General features: G+C 71.5%; 3 protein-coding genes and 1 pseudogene (2 of these 4 cut by a window edge). All 4 read left to right on the top strand.

Features of this window, described 5'->3' with window-relative positions; translation table 11 throughout:
• On the top strand, nucleotides 1-5,596 hold the 3' portion of the coding sequence (locus RKD20_RS09190) for an amino acid adenylation domain-containing protein (protein WP_424877283.1). It extends 7,211 nt beyond the left edge of the window; only the last 5,596 of its 12,807 coding nucleotides appear in the window; its start codon lies beyond the left edge, outside the window; it ends in the stop codon at nucleotides 5,594-5,596.
• Nucleotides 5,593-12,021 (top strand): amino acid adenylation domain-containing protein, encoded by a 6,429-nt coding sequence (locus RKD20_RS09185; protein WP_424877282.1) that lies wholly within the window; start codon nucleotides 5,593-5,595, stop codon nucleotides 12,019-12,021. Before RKD20_RS09190 ends, RKD20_RS09185 begins: the two co-directional genes overlap by 4 nt.
• Nucleotides 12,021-14,591: pseudogene (locus RKD20_RS09180) on the top strand (condensation domain-containing protein); the annotation flags it as partial. The gene RKD20_RS09185 and the pseudogene RKD20_RS09180, both read left to right, overlap by 1 nt.
• Nucleotides 14,482-23,175: the 5' end (the start) of a non-ribosomal peptide synthase/polyketide synthase gene (locus RKD20_RS09175; RefSeq protein WP_424877281.1), read on the top strand. The gene runs 19,776 nt beyond the window's last position; the window shows 8,694 of its 28,470 coding nt (coding positions 1-8,694); its start codon is at nucleotides 14,482-14,484; its stop codon lies beyond the right edge, outside the window. The pseudogene RKD20_RS09180 and the gene RKD20_RS09175, both read left to right, overlap by 110 nt.

Here is a 23,175-nt window from a genome sequence, read left to right as displayed (position 1 = left end):
GATGACCGCGGTGCTGGCGCGGGCCTGGGCGCGGGGCCGACGGCTCGTCAACACCTACGGGCCGACCGAGGCCACGGTGATGGTGACAGCCGGGCCGGTGAACCCCGAGGCACGGCGCGCGCCGGCGGTGGGCCGCGCGGCGCCGAACACACGGCTGTACGTCCTGGACACGTTTCTGAACCCGGTGCCGGTGGGGGTGCCGGGGGAGCTGTACATCGGCGGGCCGCAGCTGGCCCGCGGCTACGGCGGACGGCCGGCGCTCACGGCGGAGCGGTTCGTCGCCGACCCGTTCGCCGGGGACGGTTCGCGCCTGTACCGGACAGGTGACCGGGTGCGGTGGCTGACGGACGGGCAGGTGGAGTTCCTGGGCCGCGCCGACGACCAGGTGAAGGTGCGCGGGTTCCGGATCGAGCCGGCGGAGGTCGAAGCCGTCCTCGCCGCCCATCCCGCCGTACGGTCGGCGGTGGCCGCCGTGGAGGGGACCGGCGCGGACGCGCGGCTGGTGGCCTACCTGATCCCGGCCGATCACGCCGAGGGCATCCCCACACCCGACGAGCTGCGTGGGTTCGCGGCCCTGCGGCTACCGGAGTTCATGATCCCGGCAGCCTTCACCGAGCTGGCGGCGGTGCCGCTGACCCCGAGCGGCAAACTCGACCGCGCCGCGCTGCCCGCCGCCGACCTCAGTCCCGCGCTCAACGGCCACTACACGCCGCCGTCGACGCGGACCGAAGAGCTGCTGGCCGGAATCTGGGCCGGACTGCTGGGCCTGGACCGGGTCGGCGCCGACGACGACTTCTTCACGCTGGGCGGGCATTCGCTGCTGGCCACGCGGGTCGTGTCCCGGATCCGCGCGGAGTTCGAGGCCGAGGTGCCCGTCGCCGCGCTGTTCGGCCGTCCCACCGTGCGCGGCCTGGCCGCCGTCATCGACGGCACGTCGGCGGCACGAGCGGTGCCGCCGGTGACGGCGGTGCGCCGGGACCGGCCGCTGCCGCTGTCGTTCGGACAGCAGCGCCTGTGGTTCCTCGACCAGCTCGAACCGGGTTCGACCGAGTACAACGTGCCGACGCCGATGTGGCTGGACGGCGACCTGGACATCCGGAGTCTGGGGGCCGCACTCGACACGATCGCCGCACGGCACGAGGTGCTGCGCACCCGGCTGGTGACCGGCCCGGACGGCGTCGGCCGCCAGGTCGTCGACCCTCCCGGCCCGGTTCCCCTGCCGGTGGCGGACGTGTCGGGGCTGCCCGACGCGGTCGCGGGCGCCCGGCTGCTGATCATGGCGGACGCTCTGCTGCCCTTCGACATGGCGGCCGGGCCACTCATCCGCGCCGGCCTGATCCGGCTGGGCCCGGCCGGCCACATCCTCGCCATGTCGGTCCACCACATCGCCTTCGACGAATGGTCGGACGGGATCTTCCGGCGGGAACTGGCGGCGCTTTACGACGCGTTCCGGGCCGGAGAGCCCGATCCGCTGCCGCCTCTGCCGGTGCAGTACGCCGACTTCGCGGTGTGGCAGCGGTCCTGGCTGACCGGCGAGGTGCTGGACCGGCAACTGGCCTACTGGCGGGACCAGCTGGCCGGGGCCCCGGTGCTGGATCTGCCCACCGACAGGCCGCGCCCTCCGGTCCGGTCCAGCGCGGGCGCCGTGGTGCCGTTCGCCGTTCCGGCCGCGACCGCGGACGCGCTGCGGAGCATCGCCCGCGACAACGGCGTCACCCTGTTCATGACGCTGTTCACGGCGTTCGTGGTGCTACTCGGCCGCTACAGCCGCCAGGACGACATCGTGGTGGGCACACCGGTGGCCGGCCGGAACCGGGCCGAGACCGAGGACCTGATCGGATTCTTCGTCAACGATCTGGTGCTGCGCACCGACCTGTCCGGGGACCCGTCCTTCACCGAGCTGCTGGGCCGGGTCCGCGAAACGACGCTCGCCGCGCACGCCCACCAGGACCTGCCGTTCGAGCAGCTCGTCGATGCGCTGGTCAGCGACCGCGACCGGTCCCGCGCCCCGCTCTTCCAGGTGCTGTTCAACTACTTCGTCACCGAGGACGGGCCCACCCGGAACCTGGATCCCAGAATGCTGGAGGGCCTGTGGACGGGTGCCATCTCGCGGTTCGACATACGGATGATCTTCAGCGACGACGGTCGTGAGCTGTCCGGAGTGATCCAGTACCTGGTGGCGCTGTTCGACGCGGCCACCGTCGAGCGGATGGCGGGGCACCTCGGCACGATATTGGACGCGGTCGCCGCGGACCCGGGCCGTCCGGTGTCGGCGCTGCCGATGGTGACCGCCGCGGAGCGCTACCGGCTCACCGTCGAATGGAACGACACCGCGGAGCCCGGGCCGGCGGCCGGGGTACTCGAACTGATCACCGGGCAGGCTGCCGCCCGCCCGGACGCGGTCGCCGTGACATGCGGGAAACGGTCTGTGACATACGCGGATCTGATGTCACGAGTGGGCCGCCTGGCAGGACACCTGCGCGAGGTGGGGGTCGGACCGGAGACCACCGTGGGGCTGTGCCTGCCCAGAGGGGTCGATCTGACCGTCGCGGTGCTGGCGGTGTGGCAGGCCGGGGCGGCCTACCTGCCGCTGGACCCCGCGTACCCGCCCGAACGGCTGGCGTTCATGCTGGCCGACAGCCGTGCGGCGGTCCTGATCGGCACGTCCGCGACGGTGGACGACCTGCCGGTGCGGCGGCTGCGGGTCATCGCGCTGGACGACCCCGCGGTGCGGCACGCCGTGACGGCTGCGGAACCCGCCGCGTCCTTGCCGCCGCAGGCCGGGCAACTGGCGTACGTGATCTACACGTCCGGATCGACGGGGCAGCCGAAGGGCGTGATGGTCGGGCACGACGCGCTGGCCAACTACGTGGGCTGGTTCAACCGCCGGTTCGCTGTCACGGAGCACGACCGGGTGCTGGTGTCCTCGTCGCCGAGCTTCGACGCGTTCGGGATCGAGCTGTACCCGGGGCTGGCCGCGGGCGGCACGCTGGTCGTCATGCCGGTGACCGGACCGGTCGCGGACGTCGACGGGCTGATCGAGGTGACGACGGCTCAGCGGGTGAGCGTCCTGGCGACCGTCCCGGCCATGCTCACGCTCCTCACCGATCGCCCCGCTCTGGCGGGGTGCACGGCGGTGCGTCAGGTGGTGTGCGGCGGGGAACAGCTCACCGGGCTGACCGCGGCCGCGCTCGCCAGGGTCCTGCCGGTGCCGTTGCACAACGTGTACGGCCCGACCGAGGCCACCATCGACGTCACCTCCTACACCCACCCGCCCGAGGAAGACCCGGACGGTCGGTACGGAGTGGACGGAGCACTCCCGATCGGCGCCCCGCTGGCCAACACCCGCCTGTATGTGCTGGACCAGTCGATGGACCTGGTACCGATCGGGGTGCCCGGAGACCTCTTCATCGGCGGTGCGGGCCTGGCCCGAGGCTATCTCGGCGCGCCGGCGTTGACGGCGGAGCGGTTCGTGGCCGATCCGTTCGCCGGGGACGGTTCGCGGCTGTACCGGACAGGTGACCGGGCGCGGTGGCTGCCGGACGGGCAGGTGGAGTTCCTGGGCCGCTCCGACGACCAGGTCAAGGTGCGGGGATACCGGATCGAGCCGGGTGAGGTCGAAGCGGCGCTGGCCGCGCATCCGAAGGTACGGTCCGCGGTGGCCGCCGTGTTCGGGCAGGGGACCTCGGCCCGGTTGTCGGCCTACCTGGTCCCGGCCGATCCCGTCGGCGGCATACCCTCGGTGTCCGATCTGCGCGAGTTCCTGCGGCGGCGGTTGCCCGAGTTCATGATCCCGGCCTCCTTCACCGAGCTGGCCGCCTTGCCGTTGACGCCCAACGGCAAGGTCGACCGGAGTCTGCTGCCGGACCCGGACGTGGCGCGTCCGGACGTGACGGAGTTCGTTGCTCCGCGCACCGAGGTGGAGCGAGTTCTCGCGGAGGCGTTCGCCCGGGCGCTGGGTGTGGACCGGGTGGGCGTCGATGACAACTTCTTCGAGCTGGGCGGGGACTCGATCACCGGGATTCAGGTGGTGGCGCGGGCGCGGGCATCGGGTGTCGGGGTATCGGTGGCGCAGTTGTTCGACTTTCAGACGGCAGGGTCGCTGGCGGCTGTCGCCGAGGCCGGTGCGGCTGCGGTGGCCGATCAGGGGGCCGTGGCGGGCGACACGGCGTTGTCGCCGGTGCAGAAGTGGTTCTTCGGATTGGGTCTGCCGGCGCCTTGGCACTTCAACCAGTCGGTTCTGCTCGAAGCCGCGGGCCGGGTGGACCCGAGTGTGTTACGTGCGTCCGTGGCGGAGCTGTTGGCGCATCATGACGGGTTGCGGGCCCGGTTCGACCTGGTGGACGGGGAATGGCGTGGCCGTGTGGCGGGGGTCGAGGAGACCGGCGCAACGCACGCGGACGTGGTGTGGGAAGCAGGGCCGTGCCCGTCCGGAACCGGCGAGGAGGAATGGCTGACGAGCGTCGCTGACGCGGCGCAGGGCTCCCTGGACCTGTCGGCCGGACCGCTGATCCGGGTCGTGGTCTTCGACCGGGCCGAGCGGCCGCTCGTGTTGGTGGTGGTGCACCACCTGCTGGTGGACACGGTGTCGTGGCCGGTCCTGATCAGTGACTTGGGATCCGCGTACGGGCGGTTGTCGGCGGGAGAGCCCGTAGTGCTGCCGGCGAAGACGACGTCGTTCGCGGCATGGTCGTCACACCTTGCGGAACTGGCCGGCTCCGATGAGGTCACCACCGAGATCCCGTACTGGGAACAGGTGGCGGAACAGGCACGGCCGGTGCCGCGCGACCGGTGGGGGCGCAACGTGATGGCGGCGGGCCGGGAGGTGCGGGTGACTCTCGGCGAGGAGCCGACGTCGCGGTTGCTGCACCGGGTGCCGTCGGAGTCGCGGTTGCACGTGGACGAGGTACTGCTGGCCGGACTGGGTCTGGTGCTGGGCGGCTGGGCCGGCGGGGGACCGGTGGTGGTGGACGTGGAGAGTCACGGCCGCCACGAGGAGGCTCCCGGGATGGATCTGTCCCGGACCGTCGGCTGGTTCACCTGCCTGTATCCGGTCGCGCTGCACGGCGGCACGGAACCGGGCAGGGTGCTGGCGGACACCAAGGAGATGGTGCGGCAGGTGCCCCGCCACGGTCTGGGCTACGGCCTGCTGCGCCACCTGTCGGGCTGGCGGCCCCCCGCGACCGCCGAGATCAGCTTCAACTACCTCGGCCAGGCCCCTACCAGCCACCACGCCGACGAACGGTTCCGGCTCACCGAGGGGCCACGCGGCCGGGCACGGTCGTCCGAAGGCGACCGCCTGTATCTGATCGAGATCCTCGGCCGCGTCGCGGACGGCCGTCTGAGCCTTGTCTGGAGCTACAGCGACGACATCCATGACGAGGCGACGATCTCCGCACTGGCGCACCGCTACATCGAGGTCCTCGGCGAGCTGATCGACCACTGCTGCCGCTCAGGGCCGGAGGCCGACGACGGCTACACGCCGTCGGACTTCCCGCTGGCGGGCCTGGACCACACCGCACTGGACCTCATCGCCCAGCACTTCGGCCCGGTGTCCGGGCCGCGGGAGAGCACCGACTCCGGAGGCGGGTCATGACGGCGTTCGACATGACGGCGCGCCCGCGCGGCGGCGCCATCCAGGACATCTACCCGCTGACCGGGCTGCAGCAGGGCATGCTGTTGCACTCCCGGCTGGCTCCCGAGCAGGGGATGTACTGGATCCAGTACGGGCTGTTGCTGGACGGCCGGATCGACCTCGAGCTCCTGCGTCAGGCCTGGGAACTGGTCTTCGCCCGGCATGAGGCCCTGCGCACCGGGGTGTGGGATCAAGCCGAGGTGCCGGTGGCGGTGGTGTCCCGGTCGGTGCCGCTGCCCTGGCAGGTGATCGACCTGTCCGGACTGGACGAGGACACCCGACAGCGGGCCGTCGCGGACCACGAGGCGGCCGACGTCGCCCAGGGCGCAGATTTCACCGCGCCGTCGCTGGCGCGGGTCGCGGTGATGTGCCTGGGCGAGGACCGGTACCGGGTGTTGTGGAGTTACCACCACCTGCTGCTGGACGGATGGAGCGCCCCGGTGGTGGTCGGCGACGCCTTGCACGCCTACCGGGAACTGGTGGCCAGGCAGCGGCCGAGACTGCTGGACAGGCGGCCGTTCCGTGATTTCGTGGCCTGGTCGGCGAGCCAGGACCAGGAAGCGGCCCGGCGGTACTGGCGGCAGCGGCTCGCCGGCCTCACCGCGCCCACGCCGCTGGGCGTCGGGCACACGACCGGGAAGACCGGGCAGGGCACGGCCTGGGTCCGCCTGCCGACGGACACGTCCGTCAGGATGGCGGAGTTCGCGCGACGGCACCGGCTGACGGTCAACACGGTCGTCCAGGGCGCGTGGGCCATCCTCACCGCCCGCTACGCCGGCACCGACGACGTCGTGTTCGGCGTACTCTCCTCCGGGCGCAGCGGCCGGCTCGACGGCATCGAGTCCATGGTCGGCCTGCTGATCAACACCGTCCCGGCCCGCATCAAGGTCGAATCCGGTCAGACGGTCCCGCGGTGGCTGGCCGGAATACAGGCCGAGCAGGCACGCGGTCGCCGGTTCGAGCACACCCCGCTGACCGACATCCAGGCCTGCAGCGAGATCCCCGCCGGACAGTCCCTGTTCGAGACGCTGTTCGTGTTCGAGAACCACCCCACGCCGACGGCGCCGGACCAGGACCAGCCCACGGGGGGTGACATCCGCGTCCAGCGAATCCTGTTCGAGATGCAGGCGCACGAGCCGCTGGCCGTCATCGTCAACTGGGACGACGAGCTGGTTGTCCGGCTGGTGTACGACCGGGCCGGATTCGACGATGAAACCGTCGGGCGGATGGCGCGCTACCTGGCCGAGCTGCTGCAGGCCGTCGTCGCGGACGAGGGCGGCCTGGTCGCCGACCTGCCGGTGCTCACGCAGCGGGAACGGCGCTGCCTCCTCGACGAATGGAACGACACGGCGGTCCCGACACCCCCGGTCGACGGCGTACACGATCTGATCGCGCGAGCGGCGCCGGACACGATCGCGCTCGAAAGCGGTTCCCTGTCGCTGACGTACGCCGCCCTGCGGGAACGAGCGGCGCGGCTCGCCCACCGGCTGCGCGCGGCCGGTGTCACGTCCGAGACGGTGGTGGCCCTGCATCTGCCGCCGGGACCGGACGCCGTGATCGCCATTCTGGCGGTCTGGCTGGCCGGCGGGGCGTACCTGCCGCTGGACCCCGACCAGGGGGCGCAGCGGACGGCGTTCATGCTGGACGACAGCGGGGCGGCGATCGTCGTCGGTACCTGCCTGCCCACGACCCTGCCCACCGGTCTGCGGACCATCGTTCTGGACGACCCAGCGGTTCAGGCCGCGATCGCGGCGTCACCTCCCACACCGCCCGGCCCGGTAGCGGGAGGTCCGGAGCGGCTCGCCTACGTGATCTACACCTCGGGTTCCACCGGCACGCCCAAGGGCGTGCAGGTCGCTCACCGTGGCGCGATCAACCTGGCGACCGCGTTCCGTGCGGCCGTGGGAGCCGGACCGGGGACACGTGTGCTCCAGTTCGCGCCACTCAGTTTCGACGGCGCGGTCGGCGAGCTGGTGATGGCACTGGCGCTGGCCGGCACATCGGTCGTGGCCAGGCCGGAGCAGCGCGCCGAACCGGACCTGCTCGCCAGGCTGATCCGCGACCGGGCCGTGTGGGTGACGCTCCTGCCGCCGTCGCTGGTGAGGATGCTGGAGCCGGGTGACCTCGGCGGACTCGGCACCCTGATCACCGTGGGGGAGCGTCTGGACCCCGACCTCGCGGCCGCGTGGCAGAACCACCACCGCCTCCTCAACGGCTACGGCCCGACGGAGACCACGGTGGCGACCAGCATCGGCGCCGTCGGTCCGTCCTCCACGGGCGGCCCGGCGATCGGCACTCCGATCGCCAACACCCGGGTCTACGTCCTGGACGCCCGGCTGGACCCGGTACCGGTCGGGGTGGCCGGCGAACTGTTCGTCGGCGGCGCGCAGCTGGCCCGCGGATACGGCCGGCGCCCGGCGCTGACCGCCGAGCGGTTCGTCGCCGACCGGTTCTCCCGCGACGGGTCGCGGCTGTACCGGACGGGCGACCGGGTGCGCCGACGGGCCGACGGGCACTTGGAGTTCCTGGGCCGGATCGACGACCAGATCAAGATCCGGGGCTTCCGCGTCGAGCCGGGCGAGATCGAGGCCGCGCTGAACACCCATCCCGCGATCCGGTCGTCCGCGGTCCTCGCCTGGGGAGACGGTCCCGACCGGCGGTTGGCCGCCTATGTCGTCCCGGCGGACCACGCCGGTGGCATCCCCGCGGTGGACGTGCTGCGCGGCCACCTCCGCCCGAGCCTGCCCGAATTCATGATCCCGGCACTGTTCACCGAGCTGGCCGACCTGCCGCTGACCTCGTCCGGGAAGACCGACCGCAGGGCACTGCCGGCTCCCGACCCGCACCGCCCCGACCTGGACGGCCGGTACACCGCCCCGTCCAGCCCCAGCGAGGAACTGGTGGCCGGCATCTGGGCCCAGGTGCTGGGCGTGGACCGGGTCGGCGCGGGCGACGACTTCTTCCAGCTCGGCGGGCATTCGCTGCTGGCCACGCGGGTGATGTCCCGGGTCCGGTCGGTGTTCGGAGCCGAGGTGCCCCTGGCCGCGTTGTTCGATCATCCGACGGTCCGGGGCCTGGCCGAGGTGATCGAGGGCACCGCGCGCGGCGTGGTGGTGCCGCCGGTGACGCCCGTGCCCCGGGACCGGTCGCTGCCGCTGTCGTTCGCCCAGCAGCGGCTGTGGTTCCTCGACCGGCTCGAGCCGGAATCGGCCGAATACGTCGTGCGCATGCCCATACGATGGGACGGCCCCGTGGACGCGGCCGTCCTGGGTGAGGCCCTGGACGCGGTGGTGGCGCGGCACGAGGTGTTGCGGACCCGGCTGGTTGCGGGCCCGGACGGGGTGGCGTACCAGGTGATCGACCCGCCCGGGCCGGTTCCGCTGCCGGTGGCCGACATGTCGGGTGCGGTCGATCCGACGGCGGCGGCGCGGTTCCTCGTGGCGGTGGACGGGGCCACCCCGTTCGACCTGGCGGCCGAGAGGCTCGTCCGCGCCTGCCTGATCCGCCTGGGTGAGACCGGGCACCTGCTGATCCTGACGATGCACCACGTCGTCTTCGACGAGTGGTCCGAGCGCATTCTGCGGCGCGATCTGCTGGCTTCCTACGACGCGTTGCTGGCGGGGGAGCCGGATCCGCTGCCGCCGCTCGAGGTGCAGTACGCGGACTTCGCGGTGTGGCAGCGGTCCTGGTTGACCGGGGAGGTGCTGGATCGGCAGCTGGACTACTGGCGGGAGCGTCTGGCCGGTGCCCCGGTGCTGGAGCTGCCCACTGACCGGCCCCGGCCTCCGGTGCGGTCGACGGCGAGCGGGGCGGTTCCGTTCGTTGTCCCCGCCGATGTGGCGAACGGCCTGCGGGCGGTCGCCTGGCACGGCGGCGCGACGATGTTCATGGCACTGCTCGCGGGCTTCAGCGTGCTGCTGGGCCGCTACTGCGGTCAGGACGACATCGTGGTGGGCACCCCGGTGGCGGATCGGAGCCGGTCCGAGACCGAGCATCTGATCGGGTTCTTCCTCAACACCCTGGTGATGCGCACCGACTTGTCGGGGGATCCGACGTTCGCCGAGGTGCTGGCCCGGGTGCGGGAGACCGCGCTCGGGGGCTACGCCCACCAGGACCTGCCGTTCGAGCAGCTGGTGGACGCCCTGGTGACCGACCGGGACCGGTCCCGCACCCCGCTCTTCCGGGTCTTCTTCAGCTACGTCCAGGAAGACGGGGACGCCGACCGACAGGAGCCCGAGGTCCCGGACGAGCGCGACGCGGACCAGATGGTCGGCACGCTGACCCTCGCCGATCTCGATCTCACACTCCGCGACCTTGCCGGGGGCGGCCTGGCCGGGACCCTGCGGTACAGCACCGCCCTCTTCGACGAGGAGTCGGTGCGGCGGCTGGCCCGGCATCTGGTCACGGTGTTGCGGGCCTTCATGGATCCTGGTCGCGAGGTGGCCGGCCTGGAGCTGCTGTCCGGGTCCGAGCGTGGTGAGTTGCGGTCGTGGGGGACGGGTGCCGAGCCGGTGGTGAAGGGCTCGGTCCTGGAGTTGATCGGGGAGCAGGCGCGGCTGCGGGCGGATGCGGTCGCGGTGGTGGAGGGAGTGCGGCAGCTCACCTATGGGGAGTTGAACGCACGGTCGAACCGGTTGGCGCGGCATCTGCGGGCGCGGGGCGTCGGCCGTGAGGACGTGGTCGGGGTGTGCCTGCGGCGTGGCACCGGGCTGATGGTGGCCATCCTCGGCGTGCTGAAGGCCGGTGCCGCCTATCTCCCGATGGACGCCGACCACCCCGGTCAGCGCATGCAGTACATGCTCCAAGCCGCCGGGGCCGCGCTGGTGATCACCCAGAGCGAGGTGGCGGACCGGCTCGAATCGGCCACGGTGCCGCGGTTGCTGATCGAGGACGACCGGGCGGTGATCGATACTCGTCCGGCCACTGACCTGCCGCCGCAGGCGGGGCCGGCGAACCTGGCGTACGTCATCTTCACCTCCGGCTCGACCGGCAGGCCCAATGGCGTGTTCATCGAGCACTCCGCCATGAGCGTGCGCCTGGTGGAGCTGGGCCGCCGCTACGGGATCACCCCGGCGGACAGCAGCCTGCAGTTCGCCTCCATCACCTTCGACGCGACGGTGGATCAGCTGTTATCGGTCCTCATGTACGGCGGACGGCTGGTGCTGCGGGGTCCTGAGCTGTGGACTCCGGCGCGAGTGCTGCGAGAGATCCGGGCGCAGCGGGTCACCATGGTGGAGATGACGCCCGCGGTCTGGGAGATGGCCGTCTCCGACCCTTCGGTCTCCGACCGTTCAGGAGGCTACGGACTGGGCCCGGACTTCCGCCTGCTGAACCTCGGCGGCGAGGCCGTGCCGGCGGGAGTGCTGGCCGGCTGGTTCGAACGGACCTCGGTGCCCGTACTCAACACCTACGGGCCGACCGAGACGACGATCACGTCGATGGCGTGGCTGATGCGGGAGGCGGCTTCGCCGGTCCCGATCGGCCTGCCGATAGCCGGGACGACGGTGTACGTGCTGGACGGTCGGCTGCGCCCGGTCCCGGTCGGAGTGGCGGGTGAACTGTTCATCGGCGGCCCCGGGGTGGCTCGCGGGTACGGAGGCCGCCCGGCGTTGACCGCGCGGCGTTTCATCGGGGACCCGTTCGCCGCCGACGGCTCGCGCATGTACCGGACCGGCGACCGGGTGCGGTGGAACGTCTCGGGGCAGATGGAGTTCCTGGGCCGGGCCGATGACCAGGTCAAGGTCCGCGGAGTCCGGATCGAACCCGGGGAGATCGAAGCCGCGCTGGCCGCCCACCCCGGTGTCCAGGTGGCGGTGGTGACCCCGTTCGGCGAGTCGGCCCAGGCGCGCCTGGTGGCCTACGTCGTCCCCGCCGACCCCGCCGAAGGCATCCCTGACTCGGGCGATCTGCGCGGGCATCTGCGTCGGAGCCTTCCGGAGTCCATGATCCCGTCGGTCTTCATCGAGCTGGCCGCGCTGCCCCTGACCTCCAGCAGCAAGATCGACCGCGCCGCGCTGCCGGCGCCCGACATCGGCCGTACCGAGCAGGACGGCTCCTACGTTGCGCCCTCGACCCCCACCGAGGAACTGCTGGCGGGGATCTGGGCGGAGCTGCTCGGGGCGGACCGGGTCGGGGCCGAGGACAACTTCTTCGAACTAGGGGGCCATTCACTGCTGGCCACCCAGGTGATCTCCCGAATCCGCGACGTGTTCGGGACCGAGGTACCCCTGGCGGCCCTGTTCGACCGGCCCACGGTGCGTGAACTCGCCCAGGTGGTCGAAGAACGGATCTTGGACGAGATCGAGCGCATGTCAGATGACGAAGTGCTCCAGGCACTCAGTGGTGACGGACAGGACGCACGGCCCGGCGAGGATGGTATTTCCTGATGGCTGCTTCTCCCGCAGATCTTGTCGAAGACCTCGAAAAGCGGGGTGTGCGCTTCAGCCTCCACGAGGGACGGCTCCGCGTCTTCGCGCCGAAGGACGTGCTGACCGGCGACCTCCGGCAGCGGCTCCAGGACTGGCGCGAGGACATCGTGGAACTGCTGGGAACCCGGCAGGGCGCCCCCCGCGGCTCCGCTCCGTCGATCTCCCGCGCGGACCGGCGGGATCGGCTCCCGCTCTCGTTCGCGCAGCAGCGGCTGTGGTTCCTTGACCAGCTCGAACCGGGGACGGCCGAGTACAACGTGCCGATGCATCTGCGCCTGGGCCGCGACATCGATGTGGTGGCGCTCCACGCGGCGTTGACGGCCGTGGTCGCGCGGCATGAGGTGTTGCGGACCCGGCTGGTGGCGGACCCGGACGGGGTGGCGTACCAGGTGATCGATCCGCCTGGGCCGGTGCCGCTGCCTGTGGTGGATGTGTCGGGTGTCGCTGATCCGTTGGGTGTGGCCCGGGATCTGGTGGAGGGCGATGCGGTGGCGCCGTTCGACCTGGCCGCCGGGCCGGTACTGCGGGCCTGCCTGATCCGGCTGGGTGCGGCCGGGCATGTGTTGGCTGTGTCGGTGCATCACGTGGCCTCGGACGAGTGGTCGGGGCGGATCTTCCACCGCGAGCTGGAGCTCCTGTACAAGGCGTTCCGGGCCGGTGAGCCTGATCCGCTGGCGCCCCTGGCGGTGCAGTACGCCGACTACGCGGTGTGGCAGCGGTCCTGGCTGACCGGCGAGGTCCTGGACGGTCAGCTGGCCTACTGGCGGGAGAAGTTGGCCGGGGCGCCTGTGCTGGAGCTGCCCGTCGACCGGCCCCGCTCAAGGGTCTCGGACGGTCCGGCAGCCTCCGCCGGGTTCGTGATCCCCGCGCCGGTCGCGGACCGGCTGAAGGAGATCGCCCGCCGGAACGGCGCAACCATGTTCATGACGCTACTGGCGGCGTCCGCCGTGCTGCTGGGCCGGTACTGCGGCCAGGACGACGTCGTCGTCGGTGCGCCGGTGGCCAACCGCAGCCGGACCGAAACCGACGACGTCATCGGGTTCTTCGTCAACACCCTGGTCCTGCGCACCGACCTGTCCGGGGACCCGACCTTCGCCGAGCTGCTGGGCCGGGTACGGGACATGGCGCTGGGGGCCTACGAGCACCAGGACCTGCCGTTCGAGCAGTTGGTCGACGCGCTGGCCACCCAACGCGAACGGTCCCGGGCGCCGCTGTTCCAGGTCCTGTTCAACTACGACCCCGCGGCCCCGGCCGACGGCATGTCCGAATCCGCCGACGGCCTCCCCCTCGACACGTCGCCGCCGGCGCGGTTCGACCTCGTGCTGGGGCTGGGAGAGGTCCACGCCAGTGGCGAGCTGGTCGGCAGGATCGACTACCGGACGTCGCTGTTCGACGCCGCCACGGTGGAGCGGATGGCTGCCCACCTCGTCAACTTGCTGACGGTCGTCGCCGAGGACGCGGAGCAGCGGATCGGTGATCTGCCTCTGTTGTCCGTGGCGGAGCGGGCGCGGTTGTTGGTGGGTTGGAACGGGTCGGTGGTGGCTGTTGCGGGTGTGGGTGGGGTGCATGGGCTGGTTGGTGAGTGGGTGGAGCGGTGTCCGGATGCGGTTGCGGTGGTGTGTGGGTCGCGTCAGGTGACGTATGGGGGGTTGTGGGAGCGGGCGGGGCGGGTTGCGGGGTTGTTGCGTGCGGGGGGTGTGGGTGCGGAGTCGGTGGTGGGGCTGTGTCTGGAGCGTGGGCTGGACATGGTGGTCGCGGTGTTGGGTGTGTGGCGTGCGGGGGCGGCGTATGTGCCGTTGGATCCTGGTTATCCGGTGGAGCGGTTGGCGTTGATGCTGGCTGGTAGTGGGGCGCGGGTGCTGGTGGGGCATCGGGGGGTTGCCGGGGGGTTGGTGGATGGTTCCGGGGTGGAGTCGGTGGTGTGGCTGGATGAGGCGGTGTTGCCTTCGGCCTTGCCGGCTCTGGAGCCGGTGGTGGTGGACAGTGGTGGGCTGGCGTATGTGATGTTCACGTCGGGGTCGACGGGTGTTCCGAAGGGTGTGCAGGTCACTCATGGTGGTGCGGTGAACCTGGCGGTGGCGCAGCGGGGGTTGTTCGGGCTGGGTGAAGGTGACCGGGTTCTGGGGTTTGCGTCGTTCAGTTTCGATGCGTCGGTGTGGGAACTGCTGATGGCGTTGTCGGTGGGGGCGTCGTTGGTGGTGGCGTCGGCGCGGGAGCGGGTCGAGCCGGGGCGGGTGGCGGCTTTGGTGCGTTCGTGGGGTGTGGGGGTGGCGACGGTGCCGCCGTCCCTCCTGCAGGCGTTGGAGGGGGGTGACCCGGCCCAGCTCGCGGGCGTGAGGACGCTGGTGACGGCGGGTGAGCGGCTGGACGAGGAGCTGGCCGGGGTGTGGGCGGTGGGGCGGCGGTTGTTCAACGCCTATGGTCCGACGGAGACGACGGTGTGTGCGTCGGCGGGCTTGTATGCGGCGGGGGGTGGGGTGCCGTCGATCGGTGGCCCGGTCGCCAACACGCGGGTGTATGTGCTGGACCGCAGCCTGGGCCTCGTACCGACCGGCGTGGGCCGGGGAGTTGTATGTCGGCGGGACGCAGGTGGCACGCGGTTATGCGGGGCGTCCCGCGCTGACCGCGGAGCGTTTCGTCCCCGACCCGTTTACGGGGGATGGTGCGCGGGTGTATCGGACCGGGGACCGGGTGCGGTGGCTTTCGGATGGCCGGCTGGAGTTTTTGGGCCGGGTGGATGAGCAGGTCAAGGTGCGGGGGTTCCGGATCGAGCCGGGTGAGGTGGAGTCGGTGCTGGCCGCGCATCCGGGGGTGCGGTCTGCGGTGGTCACTGCCTGGGGTGAGGGGGCGGCCGCGCGGCTGGCCGCCTATCTGGTGCCCATCGACCCGGCCGAAGGGTTGCCGGTGGTGGAGGAATTGCGTGCCTTTGCTGCCCGGCGGTTGCCGGAGTACATGGTTCCGGCGGTGTTCACGGAGTTGGCTGCTCTTCCGTTGACGCCGGCGGGGAAGGTCGACCGGGCGGTGTTGCCGGTGCCGGATGTGGCTCGTGCGGGGGTGGGTGTGCCCTACCGGGCTGCTGTGACGGTCACTGAGGAGGTGTTGGCGGGGATCTGGGCTGGGCTGCTTGGGGTCGAGCGGGTTGGTGTGGATGACAACTTCTTTGTGCTGGGTGGTCATTCGTTGCTGGCGACGCGGGTGATGTCGCGGGTGCGGGAGGTGTTGGCGGCTGAGGTTGCGTTGGCGGCGTTGTTCGATCATCCGACGGTGCGGGGTCTGGCTGCTGTGATCGATGGGTCGCGGGCCGGTGTGGTGGCTCCGCCGGTGACGCCGGTGCCGCGGGAGGGGGTGCTGCCGTTGTCGTTCGCCCAGCAGCGGCTGTGGTTCCTCGACCAGCTCGAACCCCACTCCACCGAATACGTCCTGCCCACGGTGATGCACCTGGGGCGGAACCTGGACGTTCCGGCACTGGAAGCGGCACTCACCGCTGTCCTGGCCCGGCACGAGGTGCTGCGTACCCGGCTGGTCACCGGCCCGGACGGGATCGCCTGCCAGGTGATCGATCCGCCCCGCCCGTTCCCCCTGCCGGTGGCGGATGTGTCGTCGGCGCCGGATCCCGCCGCGTTGACCAGGGAACTGCTGGCGGCCGACGCCGCGACGCCGTTCGACCTGGCCGCCGGACCACTCGTCCGGGCCTGCCTGATCCGGCTCGGCGACCTGGGACACGTGCTGGCACTGTGCACGCACCATGTGGTCTTCGACGAGTGGTCGGACCAGGTCTTCCGCCGTGAGCTGCGGGCCTTGTACGAGGCGTTCCGCACAGGAGGACCGGACCCGCTGCCGCCGCTTGAGGTGCAGTACGCCGACTTCGCGGCCTGGCAGCGTTCGTGGTTGAGCGGTGAGGTCCTGGACGGGCAGCTCGCCTACTGGCGGGAGCGGCTCGCCGATGTGCCGGTGCTGGAACTGCCCACGGACCGTCCGCGGCCGCCTGTGCGATCGAACGCCGGTGCGGCGGTCGGGTTCACGATCCCGGAGCCGGTCGCGGACGGGCTGCGCGAGGTGGCGCGCGCGAACGGCGCCACGATGTTCATGACGCTGCTGGCCGGGTTCTCGGTGGTGCTGGGCCGTTGCGCGGACACCCACGACGTGATCGTGGGGACACCGGTCGCGAACCGCAACCATGCTCAGGTCGAGGATCTGATCGGGTTCTTCGTCAACACCCTCGTCCTGCGCACCGACTTGTCCGGTGAGCCGACGTTCGCCGAACTGACGGGCCGGGTACGGCGGACGGCGCTGGAGGCCTACGCCCACCAGGACTTGCCGTTCCAGCAGTTGGTCGACGCCCTCGTCACCGACCGTGACCGCTCCCGCACCCCGCTGTTCCAGGTGCTCTTCAGCTACGGCTTCCAGGAGTCCGACGCCGGTGACGCCGACCCCGCCGAGCCGGCTCCGATGACGGAGGCACTCAGCGGCGGCTTCCAGGTGAAGTACGACCTGGCGCTGACGTTGGGAGACGCGGGCGGGGCCATCGCCGGGCGGATCGACTACAGCACGGCCCTGTTCGACGTGGCCACCGTGAACCGCCTGGTGGGGCACGTTCTGACCGTCCTGGGAACGGCGGCGGCCGACCCGGAGCGGCCGCTGTCGCGGCTCGACGTGCTGACGGTGGCCGAGCGGGACCAGTTGGTGCGGGGCTGGAACGAGACAGCAGGGCCCGTGCCCGCGGCGGACAGCACGGCTGAGCTGGTGCTGGCGCGTGCCTCGGAACACCCGGACGCGGTGGCGGTCGTGTGCGGGCGGGAGTGGCTGACCTACGCCGGGCTGGTGGAGCGCGCGGGCCGGCTGGCCCGGCACCTGCGAGGGCTGGGCGTGGGTCCGGAGTCGGTGGTGGGGATCTGCCTGCCGCGGGATGCCGGCATGGTGCCGGCGGTGCTGGCGGTGTGGCTGGCCGGCGGCGCCTACCTGCCGCTGGACCCGGAGTATCCGGCGGACCGGTTGGAGTACATGCTGGCCGACTCCGGTGCGGCGGCGCTGCTCGCGGACCGGAGGGCCGCGGGAGACCTGATCACATCAGCCGGGAAGGGCCTTCCGGTGGTGTGGCTGGACGACCCGGCGGTGCGCACCCGGCTGGAAGCGTCGGCCCCGTTGCCGCCGGAGCCGACGGATCCGCGCCAACTGGCGTATGTGATCTACACGTCGGGTTCGACGGGCACCCCGAAGGGGGCGCAGGTGCCCCACGCCGGTGTGGTGAACCTGGTGGCGGGAATCGGTCCGGTCCTCGATGTCGCCCCTGGGACGAGGGTGCTGCAGTTCGCTTCGTTCAGCTTCGACGCGGCGGTTCTGGACGTGGCGGTGACGCTGGGCCGCGGCGGGACGCTGGTGGTGGCGGCCGGAGCTGAGCGCGCCGAACCCGCCCGCCTGGCGGGCATGGTGGTGGAGCTCGGGGTGGAGGCGGCCAGCGTGGTGCCGTCGCTGCTGGAAGTGCTGGACCCGCGACGGGTCCCGGGCCTGGGCACCGTGTTGTCGGGCGCGGAGCGGATGACCGGGGCGATGGCACAGGTCTGGGCCGACGGCCGGCGACTCGTGAACACCTATGGGCCGACCGAGGCCACGGTCATGGTGACCACCGGTGTGGTCGAACCCGCGGAGCAGACGGGGCCGCCGATAGGGGCGCCCGTGGTCAACATGCGGTTGTTCGTGCTGGACCGGTGGCTCAACCCGGTGCCGGTGGGTGTGGCCGGCGAACTGTACATCGGCGGGCCGCAGCTGGCCCGCGGCTACACGGGGCGTCCCGCGCTGACGGCGGAGAGGTTCATCGCCGACCCGTTCGCGGCGGACGGGGCACGGCTGTACCGGACCGGGGACCGGGTGCGGAGGCGCGCGGACGGACAGCTGGAGTTCGTGGGCCGGGCCGACGACCAGATCAAGGTGCGCGGGTTCCGGGTGGAACCGGGCGAGGTCGAGGCGGTGCTGACCGCCCATCAGGGGATTCGGGCCGCGGTTGTGACGGCGGACGGCCAAGGCGCGGCCGCGCGGCTGGTCGCCTACCTGGTGCCGACGGCCCCCGCGGTGGGGATCCCGCCGACAGCGACGCTGCGGGCGTTCGTGCGCGGGCACCTGCCGGAGTTCATGGTTCCGCAGGTGTTCACCGAACTGGCCGCCCTGCCGTTGACACCGTCGGGAAAGCTGGACCGGGCGGCTCTGCCGGCCCCCGGGCAGGTGCGTGCCGAGGCCGACGACTGGCTGGCTCCGGTCGGCCCGGTGCAGGAACTGCTGGCCGGGATCTGGGCGCGGGTGCTGGGGACCGACCGGGTCGGGGCGGCCGACGACTTCTTCGAGCTGGGCGGGCACTCGCTGCTCGCGACCCAGGTGATCTCGCGGGTCCGCGAGGCGTTCGGAACCGAGCTCCCGCTGGCCGAGCTGTTCGACCACCCCACGCTGGCGGGCCTGGCCATGGTGATCGAGAACACCGCCGGCGGTCCGGTTGCCCCGCCCGTCACCCCCGTCCCCAGGGACCGGACGCTTCCTCTGTCGTTCGCCCAGCAACGGCTGTGGTTCCTGCACCAGATGGATCCGGAAGAGGTGATGTACAACGTCCCGTCACCGATCTGGCTGGGCCCCGACGTCGACGTGTGGGCGGTCGGAGAGGCGCTGACCGCGGTCGTGGCGCGGCACGAGGTGTTGCGGACCCGGCTGGTGGCGGGCTCCGACGGGGTGCCCCATCAGGTCATCGACCCGCCGCAGCCGGTGCCGGTGATGACGGCTGACCTGTCCGCTCTGGCCGACCCGGTGGCCGCCCTGCACCAGCTGATCGTGCGGGACGCGCTCGCCCCCTTCGACCTGGCGGCCGGGCCCCTGCTCCGCGTGTGCCTGGCCCGGCTGGGTACTGCCGGACATGCGCTGGTGCTGTCGATGCACCACGTCGTCTCCGACGAGTGGTCGGGACGGATCTTCAGCCGTGAGATGGAACTCCTGTACGAGGCGTTCCGGGCCGGTGAGCCTGATCCGCTGCCGCCGCTCGCGGTGCAGTACGCCGACTACGCCGCCTGGCAGCGCTCCTGGCTGACCGGCGACGTCATCGACCGTCAGCTCGCCTACTGGAACCGGCAGCTGGCCGACGTGCCGGTAATGGACCTGCCCACCGACCGGCCGCGGCCGCCGGTCGCGTCCAGCGCGGGCGCCTCGACACTGGTGCACATCCCCGCCGCGGTGGCGGACGCGCTGCGGGAGTTGGCCCGCGCGAACGGCGCGACGATGTTCATGGTGTTGCTGGCGGCGTTCGATGTGGTTCTGGGCCGGTACTGCGGCACCGATGACGTGGCGGTGGGATCACCGGCGGCGGGCCGGACGCGCGCGGAGACCGAGGACCTGATCGGGTTCTTCGTCAACACCCTGGTCCTGCGCACCGACCTGTCCGGGGACCCGACCTTCGCCGAGTTGCTGGGCCGGGTGCGGGAGACCACCCTGGACGGTTACGCCCACCAGGACCTGCCGTTCGAGCAGTTGGTGGACGCCCTCGTCACCGAACGCGACCGCTCCCGCTCCCCCCTCTTCCAGATCTGGTTCTACTACGCCGCCGGAGAGACCGGCCGCCGGGCCGACTCGGACCACGAGCCGGAAGTGGGGCTGCTGGCCGGGGCGCCGCTGATGAAGTTCGACCTGGCGCTCCTGCTGGGCGGCGCCGACGGAGAGGTGACCGGCGAGATTCAGTACAGCACGGCGTTGTTCGATGCGGTGTCGATCGAGCGTATGGCCGGGCATCTGGGGGTTGTTCTGGAGGCGGTCGCGGCCGATGCGGGTCGGCGTGTGGCGGAGCTGCCGGTTCTGTCCGTGGCGGAGCGGGCGCGGTTGTTGGTGGGTTGGAACGGGTCGGTGGTGGCTGTTGCGGGTGTGGGTGGGGTGCATGGGCTGGTTGGTGAGTGGGTGGAGCGGTGTCCGGATGCGGTTGCGGTGGTGTGTGGGTCGCGTCAGGTGACGTATGGGGGGTTGTGGGAGCGGGCGGGGCGGGTTGCGGGGTTGTTGCGTGCGGGGGGTGTGGGTGCGGAGTCGGTGGTGGGGCTGTGTCTGGAGCGTGGGCTGGACATGGTGGTCGCGGTGTTGGGTGTGTGGCGTGCGGGGGCGGCGTATGTGCCGTTGGATCCTGGTTATCCGGTGGAGCGGTTGGCGTTGATGCTGGCTGGTAGTGGGGCGCGGGTGCTGGTGGGGCATCGGGGGGTTGCCGGGGGGTTGGTGGATGGTTCCGGGGTGGAGTCGGTGGTGTGGCTGGATGATCCTGCGCTAGGGGGGCAAGCGGCGACGCAGCCGCCTCGGATCGTGGTGGACGGTGGGCAGCTGGCGTATGTGATGTTCACGTCGGGGTCGACGGGTGTTCCGAAGGGTGTGCAGGTCACTCATGGTGGTGCGGTGAACCTGGCGGTGGCGCAGCGGGGGTTGTTCGGGCTGGGTGAAGGTGACCGGGTGCTGGGGTTTGCGTCGTTCAGTTTCGATGCGTCGGTGTGGGAACTGCTGATGGCGTTGTCGGTGGGGGCGTCGTTGGTGGTGGCGTCGGCGCGGGAGCGGGTCGAGCCGGGGCGGGTGGCGGCTTTGGTGCGTTCGTGGGGTGTGGGGGTGGCGACGGTGCCGCCGTCCCTCCTGCAGGCGTTGGAGGTGGGGGGTCTGGCAGAGGTCGGGACCTTGGTGACGGCGGGTGAGCGGCTGGACGAGGAGCTGGCCGGGGTGTGGGGGGTCGGGCGGCGGTTGTTCAACGCCTATGGTCCGACGGAGACGACGGTGTGTGCGTCGGCGGGCTTGTATGCGGCGGGGGGTGGGGTGCCGTCGATCGGTGGCCCGGTCGCCAACACGCGGGTGTATGTGCTGGATGGGTCGATGGGGCTGGTGCCCGTCGGTGTGGCGGGGGAGTTGTATGTCGGCGGGACGCAGGTGGCGCGCGGTTATGCGGGGCGTCCCGCGCTGACGGCGGAGCGTTTCGTCCCCGACCCGTTTACGGCGGACGGTGCGCGGATGTACCGGACCGGGGACCGGGTGCGGTGGCTTTCGGATGGCCGGCTGGAGTTTTTGGGCCGGGTGGATGAGCAGGTCAAGGTGCGGGGGTTCCGGATCGAGCCGGGTGAGGTGGAGTCGGTGCTGGCCGCGCATCCGGGGGTGCGGTCTGCGGTGGTCACTGCCTGGGGTGAGGGGGCGGCCGCGCGGCTGGCCGCCTATCTGGTGCCCACCGACCCCGCCGAAGGGTTGCCGGTGGTGGAGGAATTGCGTGCCTTTGCTGCCCGGCGGTTGCCGGAGTACATGGTTCCGGCGGTGTTCACGGAGTTGGCTGCTCTTCCGTTGACGCCGGCGGGGAAGGTCGACCGGGCGGTGTTGCCGGCACCGGAGCAGAACCGCGGGGAGCCGGAGCACGATGTCGCCGTTCCGTCCGGGGCGACGGAGGAACTGCTCGCGGGAATATGGGCCGAGCTGCTCCAGATGGACCGCGTCGGCGCCGAGGACAACTTCTTCGCGCTCGGAGGGCACTCCCTGCTGGCCACCCAGATGATGTCCAGGGTGCGGGAGGTGTTCGGCGCCGAGGTGCCCCTGGCCGCGCTGTTCGACCACTGGACGGTGCGGAGCCTCGCCGCAGTGATCGAGGAGACCGCGCGGGGGCTGGTGGCTCCGCCGGTGACGCCGGTGCCGCGGGACCGGCCGCTGCCGTTGTCGTTCGCCCAGCAGCGGCTGTGGTTCCTCGACCAGCTTCAGCCGGGTTCGGTGGAGTACGTCCTCACCTCGCCGGTGCTTCTCGGGCAGGACGTCGACGTGGCCGCGTTGACCGCCGCCCTCAGCGGCCTGCTGGCACGGCACGAGGTGCTCCGGACCCGGCTGGTGGCCGGGCCGGACGGCGTGGCCCACCAGGTGGTCGACCCGCCCGGTCCGCTCACTCTGCCGGTGACCGACCTGTCGGGTGCCGCCGAACCAAGCCGCCTCGCCGAACAATTGGTGATGGCGGACCTCGCCACCCCGTTCGACCTGGCGGCCGGGCCGCTGGTCCGTGCCTGCCTGATCCGCCTGGGCAGGGCCGGGCACGTCCTGGTGCTCACCATGCACCACGTGGTCTTCGACGAGTGGTCCGCCCGGGTGCTCCGCCGGGACCTGCTCGCGTTGTATGAGGCGTTTCGGGCCGGTGAGCGGGATCCGTTGCCGCCGCTGGTGGTGCAGTACGCGGATTTTGCGGCGTGGCAGCGGTCGTGGCTGGCGGGGGATGTGCTGGAGCGGCAGTTGGGTTATTGGCGGGAGCGGTTGGAGGGGTTGCCGGGGTTGGAGCTTCCGTTGGATCGGCCGCGGCCTGCGGTGCGGTCGAATGCGGGGGCGGTGGTGTCGTTCGCGGTGCCCGGGGGTGTTGCGGATGCGTTGCGGGTGGTGGCGCGGGAGAGCAGCGCGACGATGTTCATGGTGTTGCTGGCGGGGTTCTGTGTGGTGTTGGGCCGGTATGCGGGCACCGAGGATGTGGTGGTCGGGTCGCCGGTGGCGAACCGGAACCGTGCCGAGACGGAGGATCTGATCGGGTTCTTCGTGAACACGCTGGTGTTGCGTACGGATCTGTCGGGGGATCCGTCGTTCGGTGAGTTGGTGGGGCGGGTGCGGGAGGCGGCGCTGGGTGCGTACGCGCATCAGGATCTGCCGTTCGAGCAGTTGGTGGATGCGTTGGTGGCGGAGCGGGACCGGTCGCGTACTCCGTTGTTCCAGGTGTTGTTCGACTATTTCGGGCTGGAGGGTCCGGGTGATGGTGGCGCGCCGGGGGAGGCGGGTCTGGGTGGGGTGCTGGCGAAGTTCGATCTGCGGTTGGTGGTGGGGGATCGTGCCGGTGGTGCGTTGACGGGGATGGTCGAGTTCAGTACGGCGTTGTTCGACCGGGGCACGGTGCAGCGGATGGTGGGGCACCTCGTCACGGTTCTGGGTGCGGTGGCTGTTGATCCTGGTCGGCCGTTGTCCGCTGTGCCGATGCTCACCGCCGACGAAGGCGCCAGGTTGGTGGGCGCCGGGAACGGCCCCGCGGTGACCTGGCCCGCGGCGAACGGCCCTGATGAGCTGATCGTCGCACGGGCAGCCGCGTACCCGGACGCCGTGGCGGTGATGTGCGGTGAGCGG

Origin of the sequence: Streptomyces sp. SLBN-8D4, assembly GCF_049739545.1 — a bacterium.
Taxonomy (GTDB): domain Bacteria; phylum Actinomycetota; class Actinomycetes; order Streptomycetales; family Streptomycetaceae; genus Streptomyces; species Streptomyces canus_C.
This window is presented reverse-complemented; position numbering and strand designations above follow the sequence as displayed.

Excerpts from the sequence above, each read along its gene's own strand:
- RKD20_RS09185 (WP_424877282.1), top strand. The coding sequence starts at position 5,593 with ATGACGGCGTTCGACATGACGGCGCGCCCGCGCGGCGGCGCCATCCAG.